The 7,105-nt window shown below is 35.6% G+C and carries 3 protein-coding genes; 1 reads left to right on the top strand and 2 read right to left on the bottom strand.

Annotated features, from left to right (window positions below):
- Positions 1-2,711 (top strand): Tn3 family transposase (locus tag PH235_RS14330; protein ID WP_272162939.1); only part of this gene is annotated, 2,711 nt, incomplete at its 5' end.
- A gap of 909 nt (positions 2,712-3,620) precedes the next feature.
- Here the strand turns inward: PH235_RS14330 and PH235_RS14325 are convergent.
- Both PH235_RS14325 and PH235_RS14320 read right to left on the bottom strand, forming a co-directional pair.
- Positions 3,621-4,220, bottom strand: a complete 600-nt coding sequence (locus PH235_RS14325) for a DUF3967 domain-containing protein (RefSeq protein WP_065899192.1) — start codon at positions 4,218-4,220, stop codon at positions 3,621-3,623.
- 2,009 nt (positions 4,221-6,229) lie between these two features.
- Positions 6,230-7,105 (bottom strand): hypothetical protein (locus tag PH235_RS14320; protein WP_272162938.1); only part of this gene is annotated, 876 nt, incomplete at its 5' end.

Below are 7,105 nucleotides of genomic sequence, written 5' to 3'. Positions count from 1 at the left end.
TAGCAAAACAAATAAATGCTAATCCCGATTCTTTTTCTTTATATGCCCAACGTGAACCAACTAAGCATGAACATATGGAAGAAATTCGACAGGTATATGGATTCCGGAATTTTTCTGTAAGTACATATCGGGAATTAGCTCAATATCTTTTGAAACATGCTCTTCAAAATGGCAATTCTATGTATCTACTTCGAACTGTTCAAGAAGAACTTAGGAGTCGAAAAATAATTCTTCCTGGAATGACTACAATTGAGCAACTTGTGTGGGAAACCCGTCGTAGGGCAGAGGAAAAGATTTTTAAATCCTTAACTGCCACTCTTTCACTGTGGCAAAAACATAAATTGGATAAACTTATAGATCCCTTTGTGGAAAGCAGGAAAACCCCATTAGCATGGTTGAGAGAACTCCCCGGTCAGTCATCACCTGATGCCTTTCTAAAAGTAATAGAGCGTTTAGAATATATTCGAGAGTTGAAACTTCCATTAAACATAAATGAAGTTCATCCTAATCGGTTACTACAATTATCTCGCATTGGGGCACGTTATGAACCCCATTCGTTTCGTAGATTTAAAGAAAATAAGAAATATACCATTCTTGTAGCATACTTAGTAACTCTAAGTCAGGATTTAATTGACCAAGCAATTGAAATTCATGATCGGCAAATGATGATTTTACAATCGAAAGGTCGTAAAACACAAGAGGAAATGCAAAAGGAAAATGGAAAAGCAGTTAATGAAAAAGTTGTTCATTTTGCAGATATTGGGGCTGCACTTATTCAAGCACGAGATGAAGGACTTGATCCATTTAGCACCATTGAAAAGGTAATGCCTTGGGATAAAATCGTTACTTCTGTTGAAGAAGCGAAAAAATTAGCCCGACCAATGGATTATGATTATCTTGATTTGCTAGAGAATCGATTTACTTATCTGAGAAAGTATACCCCTGCTCTTTTAAAATCATTAGAATTTCGTTCTACAAAAGCAGCAGAACCATTATTACGTGCATTAAAAACATTAAACGAGATGAATGAATCCGGAAAAAGAAAAGTACCAGATGGAGCTCCATTAGATTTCGTCCCAAAACGATGGCAAAAGCATGTATACTATGAGGAAGGAACAATTAATCGACATTATTATGAAATGGCTGCCCTTACGGAATTAAAAAATCATATTCGTTCAGGAGACGTATCTGTAGTCGGCAGTAGGCTTCATAAAGACTTTGAGGAGTACCTTGTTCCCAAAGATGAATGGAAAACGACCAATCTTAAAGAAACTAGACTGGCAGTTCATTCATCAGCAGAGGAATATCTTGAGGAAAGAAGGAAAGCCCTAGCTGAACGCTTTATATGGGTTTCAAATAACCTTGATAATCTTGAAGGAGTAAATATAGATAAAGCAAAACTTAGAGTAGATCGTTTGGAAAAGGATAGTCCAGAAGATGCACGAACCTTCAGTTTATCCTTATATAATATGCTCCCAAGAATTAAGCTTACTGATCTTTTAATGGAGGTAGCGCACTGGACAGGTTTTGACGAAATGTTAATACATGCTTCCACTAATCGCCCTCCAAAGGGTGAAGAAAAGGTCATTTTGATGGCTGCACTTATGGCAATGGGAACGAATATTGGATTGACTAAAATGGCAGATGCTACACCTAGAGTTACTTATCACCAGATGGCCAATGCCGCACAATGGCGATTGTATGATGATGCTATAAATCGAGCACAGGCAACTTTGGTGAATTTTCAACACAAGCTTGCTCTAGCTTCTTATTGGGGAGATGGCACTACATCTTCATCTGACGGAATGCGAGTACAAGTTGGTGTTTCATCGTTGCATGCTGAAGCAAATCCTCATTACGGCACCGGAAAGGGTGCAACTATTTACCGGTTTACAAGTGATCAATTTTCCTCGTTTTATACGAAAGTCATTAATACCAATGCAAGAGATGCTGTCCATGTTATCGATGGGTTGCTTCATCATGAAACGGAATTAAATATTGAAGAGCATTTCACAGACACGGCTGGCTATACCGATTCAGTATTCGGATTAAGCCATTTGTTAGGTTTTCGTTTTGCGCCAAGGCTTCGTGACTTAGTTGATTCCAAACTATACACCATTCAAAAGCCAAGTGATTTTCCTGATCTAGAAAAATTACTTCGTGGACGGATTAACACAAAGGTTATTCAGGAAAACTTTGATGACGTGCTCCGTTTAGCCCATTCGATTCGAGAAGGAAAAGTGTCTGGTTCGCTTATTATGGGGAAATTGGGATCATATGCAAGGCAAAACAAGTTAGCTGCTGCATTACGAGAAATGGGAAGAATCGAAAAAACTATTTTTATTTTGGATTACATATCTAATGAAACTCTACGTAGGCGTATTCAACGAGGATTGAATAAAGGAGAAGCTATGAATGGCTTGGCAAGAGCCTTATTCTTTGGAAAACGAGGGGAGTTACGGGAACGAGGGCTGCAAGATCAACTACAACGTGCTAGTGCTTTAAACATTATAATTAACGCTATTAGTGTATGGAATACCGTATATCTTACCGAAGCAACAAAATTGTTGAAGGAAAAAGGGAATTTTCGAGAAGACTTACTAAAACATATTTCACCATTAGGATGGGAACATATCAATTTTCTTGGGGAATACACCTTTGATATGAAGAAAATAGCAAGCTTACATTCTCTGCGCCCTCTTATTCGATAAAAATAAAAGCCGAAAATACCTTAGCGTAGGAAAATTCGGCTTTCTTTATGTCGAAATTTGCTTAACGTATGTTTTGCGCTTTTTGTTGGTAGGACCCCCTTAATAAATTGAAACACTTTTTTTCAGTAGAAAGAGTGACGTCACTCCTCTTCTATTATGGAGACGTTCTGACCACGATATATGGCTGGAGCAGGATGTAAATGTAAAAGAGAGAGAAGAAAGTAACTATGATGACATTGAGCGAAATAGAACGTCTACAGATGCTATTGAAATATTTGGAGCACCAGCAAATAGCAAATCAGTACCAGGAACAAACATTCAATTAAAACAGCAGTATACTTCCCAAAGTCAAACGACACACAAAAATAAACGCCAGCAACCTATTAAGAGACGAACAGGGGCGCTTCCTTCCGTACAATTATCAAACAATGGAGGAATCAGACTCGATTTACGATGAAAAAGAACAAGTGAGAAAATTTAAAGTAGAGCGAATAAAAAACTCATACAATAGTTACCTCATTTCAGATAAAGAAAAAAGAGATTGGAGTGGGAATATTTATTTGCTGTGTTTCCCAGGAATTCTACTTGTTGTAGCTTTATAAAAAATTCTGATTAAAAATACTCGTCAATCGTTGATTTATCGCTACATTAATAATACGTTTTAAAAAAAGATTGATTAAAATAAGCTTTTTCATCTCATGAAAATACATGATTTTATAAAAAAGTTTGATCAAAAACAGTAGATAAACCCTTATAAATCAAGGGTTTATCCCAAAATATTGTGTCGTTTTTATCAAACTTTGTTTTAAATTATCAATCTTTTTTATAAATTATCGGACTTTATTTTAAATCAACACTTGTAGCTTTTTTATGTTAAATAAAAAAACCTACTCTTTATGAATAGGCAATTTACTTTCCAAATAAGCGAGAAAAAAAACCTTTCTTTTCTTCTTTAGCTGCAGCAATTTGTAGCATTTCTTGTTTGGTCTCCTGAAATGTTCTAAGAGAATCCATTAATTTTTCATCACGTTCTTTGAGCCGTTCTTCTATGTAGTGTTGTTGCTTTTCTATATGCTTTTGTTGAACATCTAACCGTTCTACTAACTCTTTATTAAATTGTTCTTGTTTCTCAGCATATTCAATGAGTTTGTTAATTCTTTCGTCGGAACGCTCTGAGGAACGGCTATCAGAACGTTCTCGAGGTCGTTCTTCATCTTCGTTCTGTATTGCAGGAACGCCACCCGTCCCGTCCGGGAACGGCCTTGAAAACTTTGCTGCTATTACCATTCCAGCGTTATCCATTGAGAAATTATTTTCTTTTACCATAGTTTGATAGTGCCTTAAGACTACTAAATCTCTTTCAAGAAATAGACGCTGATTGTGTTCGTTTTTAGTAAAGGTATACCCGTTCTTTTCGAGTGAAAGGCACCACTTTCTTATAGTGGAATCTACGACATTTAAAGTCTTACTAACTTCTTTTGTGGTATAAGCCATCTCAGTATGATCCAAGATATTACCTCCTTAGTGGAACGCGTTCTTTATCCCGTTCTTTAAAGTTTATTCTAACCCTTATCGTTTGTTTTTGAATTAACTAATTTTATTGTTGGGGTTTTGTTCTAAGTAGGTTAGAAGGAAAAAGGTACTTTCCTACAGAAGAAACAAAATAGTTCTCATTAGTGGACCAAGAAATTTTCGTTTTCTCAATTAGTTCGCCTTTTTTGATGTCTCGATCAATCATTATTTTCAAACGAGTATTGAATAAACGTATTTTAAGAGTTACAATAAATACTAACTTAATAGTGCGGACAAATGAAAAAGCCATTTCCATAATGTTTAAGGATCCTACCCCTTAAACGGAAATGACTCTTTCTCCTGTATCTCTCCTACAGGTTATTTGATATGTTCATTTTAACGTGAATTCTATTTGAATGCAATAGTCTTGTTTTGGCATAATTTCACGATTTTTGAAGCATATTCTCTTAACCTTGTATTTACCAGGTTGAAAGAATATGCTTTTTTGTTTTTTTCCTCAACGTGGAAGGCCTAGTAACACGTTGTAAAACTAAACTTGACAGGTTATGACTTAGCCGACGCAATAACTAAGTCTAGGACACTTTAAAACGTTCCCTATTACGTTAGTGTCTGAATGGTGAAAGCTACCATTAAGTGCTGTCGTTAGGAAGGGTAGGACGCAGATATGTGTCGTAGGATGTTTCATAAGTACGGGTAAAACCGGAACCTGTGAGGGCTACTTGAAACAGTAGAAACATTTGAGGTGAAAAACCGAAACGATAATAGGGCTGATACGGGATACGGATACCATAAGATGATATACGAAGTACATAATACATAATCAGATCGGCTACCTACAAACGCTTATTTTTTTCTTAAGCGTTTGTAGGTAGCCGAAAACTGTCCAAAAGCCGTTGTCCATAGAATCAACCGAAGTTATCAAAACCTTAAAACAATAGCCAGCTTAAACTGAAAATTTGGAGATAAAAATTAATATAGTTGGAAGCTGCTTATTTAATTGGTTGGGGAGTTAGACATATGAGGATTAGGGTAGGGCTGAAGCGATAGCGTAAGACATGCACTAACCGGAATATGTGAAGTAAACGGAACGAAGTGGAGTGCGCTAGAAAAGAAAACTAACCTAGTTTAGTTTTCTTACAAGGATTCAAAGAATTTTGTTTTAGCAGACTTTGATCTTAGTAAAATTGCCGAGAAACTTGTTCAAAGTATGGAGTCTATTCGTATATCCCTTATGCTTGAACCTGAACAACCCTATCATGACATTGAGATTTCAATGTTGAGCGAAATAGGTGAGAGGATGGTGGAGAAAGGGCCTAAGGAGAAAAGGGACTAGAACTTTATAGGTAATCAGTTGTTAAGTCGTTACAAGGCATTGAGAAAAACTTTGCTATTCTTACAGAAATGGTGCTCTTACTTCAAAAGAACGGTGGAAAACAGGAAGAAATCTTTGGTATTATGATTGAAATAATGGAGATTATGAAAAGTAGTAATAAAGGTGAAGCTGAAACTAAATTTGCGGCTGTTACGAGAAAAGTCACTTATTGGTATGGCACAGACTGTATATAACGCTTTACCATTCTAGCAGCCTTTAGAGGATGCTTTTTTGTTTATCTAAGTCAAACTTAAGTTCACTTATAGAGTTAAACTTGGGTTTGACTTAATATAGAGGAATTTTGCTTGTTAAATTCGATTGTGAGAGGTTTTTTAGGCTGTTTAATAGTTTTATATATCCAATGATAAAGTACGTGTTAGAAGGCTGTTGGAAGCTAATATAGTACCTTTGAACAGTACACAGGTTTCTGGCATGACAGGGGGAATTATTCAGGGGTCTCGCACTTTCCTAATTAGAAAAGTGCGAGACCCCTGAATAATTCCTCTACAACTTGCTTTAATCAGATTATAAATTCGGATAATATGGGATAAATCGTGATATAACCATATTATCCGAATTTATCCCATATTATCCGAATTTATCCCATATTTTTCTACCGCCTTAATGCAGTTTTTTGTCCTTTAAATAATTTATTGAAAAAACCACTCCTCTTCGCTTTAGTGTAGTTTTCCTCTTCAATAAATAGCATAAAATTTGTTTTGTTTAAGATTAGAACCGTCGATTCTTCAATTAAAACCTCCGAAGGAAGATATTCAATTGAAATCTCCCTACTTCCCTTATTTTGCATAAATAATGCCTCATCAACATATATTCGATTTTCCTCATGACTCAACCTGAAAAATTCATTTTTGTTTTTGAAGTAAGTTCGCCAAGTTGTTTTCCCTTTATTTCTATAATCATCAAACATTTCATTAGGGAAAAACGATGGCTTTTCTATATTTAGTTCATCATATATTTCAGTCATGATATTCCTGGACATAAGAAGAATATCATTTGCATCAATTGAAATTTCTTGTGTCTCCAACTTGTACATAAAATGTTTAAAAAGAGAGTTATTGCACATTTTATAAACCTGATCTAATAAATCCGCACTTTGCCCTCGTTTCTCCTCTAGAAAAGGATTAGAAATCTCTAGATAATAAATTCGACGACTAGATTGTTGATTAACTGCATAGCCAGAAGCGTTTGTTGTTCCTATAAAAGCTGAGTGTGCCCCTTTTCGGGAGTTTGTATAGGTCTTAAAAAGGCGCTCCCCCTTTTTTTCAGACTTGCTTTGAAAAAAACTTTTGGGTATTTCATCCACAAATATTGGCGAAACATTATTTGATTGTAGATAATCATATAAATATTTATCAATTTCAGCGTAGTCAATAATCGTTCTTTTATTAAACAACAAATAATTACAGAATTCTAAAGCTACTGATTTACCACTTCGCGCCCTCCCTCCTATCATCAGGAATTTTTCTTC

Source organism: Trichococcus sp. K1Tr, from assembly GCF_028309625.1.
Classification (GTDB): Bacteria; Bacillota; Bacilli; order Lactobacillales; family Aerococcaceae; genus Trichococcus.
Note: the sequence above shows the minus strand (reverse complement) of the source record. Positions and strands in the feature narration are given on the sequence as shown.